The sequence below is a fragment of the Bartonella sp. CM120XJJH genome (assembly GCF_042194715.1).
GTDB lineage: Bacteria > Pseudomonadota > Alphaproteobacteria > Rhizobiales > Rhizobiaceae > Bartonella.
Window position 1 is genome coordinate 1 of sequence record NZ_JBHINE010000048.1, and the last position, 2,572, is coordinate 2,572.

General features: G+C 43.8%; 1 protein-coding gene. It reads left to right on the top strand.

The window, feature by feature from the left end; translation table 11 throughout:
- Positions 1-144: 144 nt before the first annotated feature.
- Positions 145-2,445 carry an alanine-zipper protein gene (locus tag ACFIKU_RS09480; protein WP_375657356.1) on the top strand — a complete coding sequence of 767 codons (2,301 nt, stop codon included), beginning with the start codon at positions 145-147 and terminating at the stop codon, positions 2,443-2,445.
- The last annotated feature ends 127 nt before the right edge of the window (positions 2,446-2,572 follow it).

Consider the following 2,572-nt stretch of genomic DNA (forward strand, 5'->3'; position numbering starts at 1 on the left):
GCGTTTTTGATTTACTGAAAGCCGCTTTGAAAGCCGATCTTGATGGGTCGTTAAAAGATTTAGAGAAGCGCTTAGAGGCATTAAGAGAAGAGTTTGAGGATTTGAAAGAGTGTTCATTTTAGGTTTAATGGAGGAATAAAGCAGATGAAAATCCCCGATCATAGTCATGAGTATCTGATACCAATAGCCACGAAAGAGGAAATCAGAGAAGGTACTTCGCAAGATAGCGTTGTTGTTCCGAAGATTTTAGGGACGGCATCGTTGTATTCGTATGAAACCTTTGCGCCGTTAGAGCAGGTTGTTAATGCAAGGCAAGAGTCGGAAAAAGCCATTGCGCGTGCAAATAGTGCGCAACAGGTTGCAGAGGAATCGAAAAGAGTTTCTGATCAAGCGCTTACAGAGGTGACGAAAACGGGTGAAGCGGTTACAGCAGTAACGACAACCGCTAATCTTGCAAAAGATACAGCGGATACAGCCAAGGGCTTAGCCGAAGAAGCCAAGAGTGCATCTGATGCCGCGAAGCAAATGGCAGAAGAGGCGAAGGCAGGAGTCGATAGAGCTACAGGGGAAATAAGTGGTACGACAGGTTCATTGGCTACGGCATTGCAAAGTTTTGCAGAGGTCAAGCAGGCAAGTGAGAATGCCGTCCATGTCTCGACAGAAGCAAAGAGATTAGCCGATGAATCGAAGTCCATTGCTGAACGTGCAGAACAAACAGCGAGAGATGCTTCCCAAACAGCAACAGAGACAACCCAAGTAGCAGCGACCGCGGTAGCGACGAGTCATGAAGTTAAGACGGTAGCAACACAAGCAAGTCTTAAGGCGGATGGTGCAAAACGTGCAGCTGATGATGCTAAGGATATTGCAGAAGAGGCAAAAGCTCTTTCAGAACAATCCAAGAATGTTTGTGCTGAAGTCAAGGCATCTGTTGCAACTGTTAAGATAGTTGCCGAATCGGCGCAAACAGAAGTGGAACAAGCCTCGCAAACAGCTTCAGAAGCGAAGGGTTTGGCAGAAGCGGCGAAAAATGTAGCAGAGAGTTTAACAGAGAAAATAGATCAAGCACAAAGAGAGGCTAGCGATGCAAAATCTAAAGCAGAAGGCTTAGAAACAATAGCCAATGAAGCAAAATCCACGAGTGATCAAGCAAGCCAAACCGCCTTGAGTGCAAAAAGTTTATCAGAAGAAGCCAAGGAAGTAGCCGAAACTGCGAAGTCGACAGCAGAAGAAGCGAAGAGTGTTGCGGAGCAAGCAAAAGAAGAAGCTGATACGACGAAGCAAGAGCTTGGAGAGGTCAAGAGTTCATTAGACACGGTGACCGAAACGACAAATTCTGCGAATACAGCTGCCTCTGAGGCAAAAGTGTTAGCGGAAGAAGCGAAGAGTGCATTGACAGAAGTTCAAAAGAAGGCACAGAGGAACAGTGACAGTCTTTCTTCTCTTGAAGGTAGTGTAAATTCTCTTTCCACTAAATTTTTAGAGAATGTGCGTTTTGATCAGCCTCACAGAATTCTGGAAGCCGATTCGAACAATAGAAAAGGTCTTATAATCAACAGCGGCGCATTTTTTCGCTGTTATCATGGTGGAGAGCATGGGAATAGGTACACCTTGCACCGTCTTACAAATGATATTGGTTTTCTTATTACACAACCTCTTAAAGCAGGCAAGGATTATTATATTTATCTTATACCAACCCTCACTAATAATAATGAGATCAACTTTAATATTTCGGACAATCCGACGGTTCCTGATGGTTATACAGAGGATACCTCTAAAAAGATTGGTGGATTTCATACGCTTTGTGCAGATGTTGGTGAGATTGAAGATCATCCGTTATCGGGTTATCAAGCGGGGGATATTCTCCCTGATTCTGTTTGGTGTTTAAATCACCGTCCACGTAGTGACCCAGAGGGAATGGTTTACGATCCGTGGAAGAATATTTGGGTTGATATTTATCTTCAATCAGGGACAGATGAAAATACGAAGTCTGCCTATGGTGTTCCGATTACAACCAATCGTAGCTATTCTGACCATCACGTGGATTTTTCATCTGTTAATAAGAGATTTTTGACGAGTGATGAGTTCGCGTCTTGCATGTATGGAATCAATTCGGGAACCAGTATTATAGGCAATCAAGCGCCTTCTCCCAAAACGTCTGGAGGACACGTTGATACAGAAAATCGTCGTATGATTTCGTATATCGGTTGTGAGGATGGTTGCGGTTATGTGTGGCAATTTTTGTCTGGTTGTTATCCCGTGACGAAATGGCATACAGGGGAACAAGGAAGCAGTTTACGTGTAGACGTAAATGTTATGTTGGGAGGAGGCGATTGGTCCGGTGATGCTAGTAATGGTGAATTTGCGCGGAATTTTGCGCATTCTCGTTATGTAGAAGATGAAAAAATAGGCGCCCGTGGATGTAGCGAGCCACTTTATTATAATTAACGCGAGATTGATTAGAACATCATTTTATCCAGCCCCACTTTTGTGGGGCTTTTTTTTATGGAGCGTCAGATGAGAAAGATATCGAAAGAAGGATTAGAGCTTATCAAACAATGGGAAGGTTTACGTT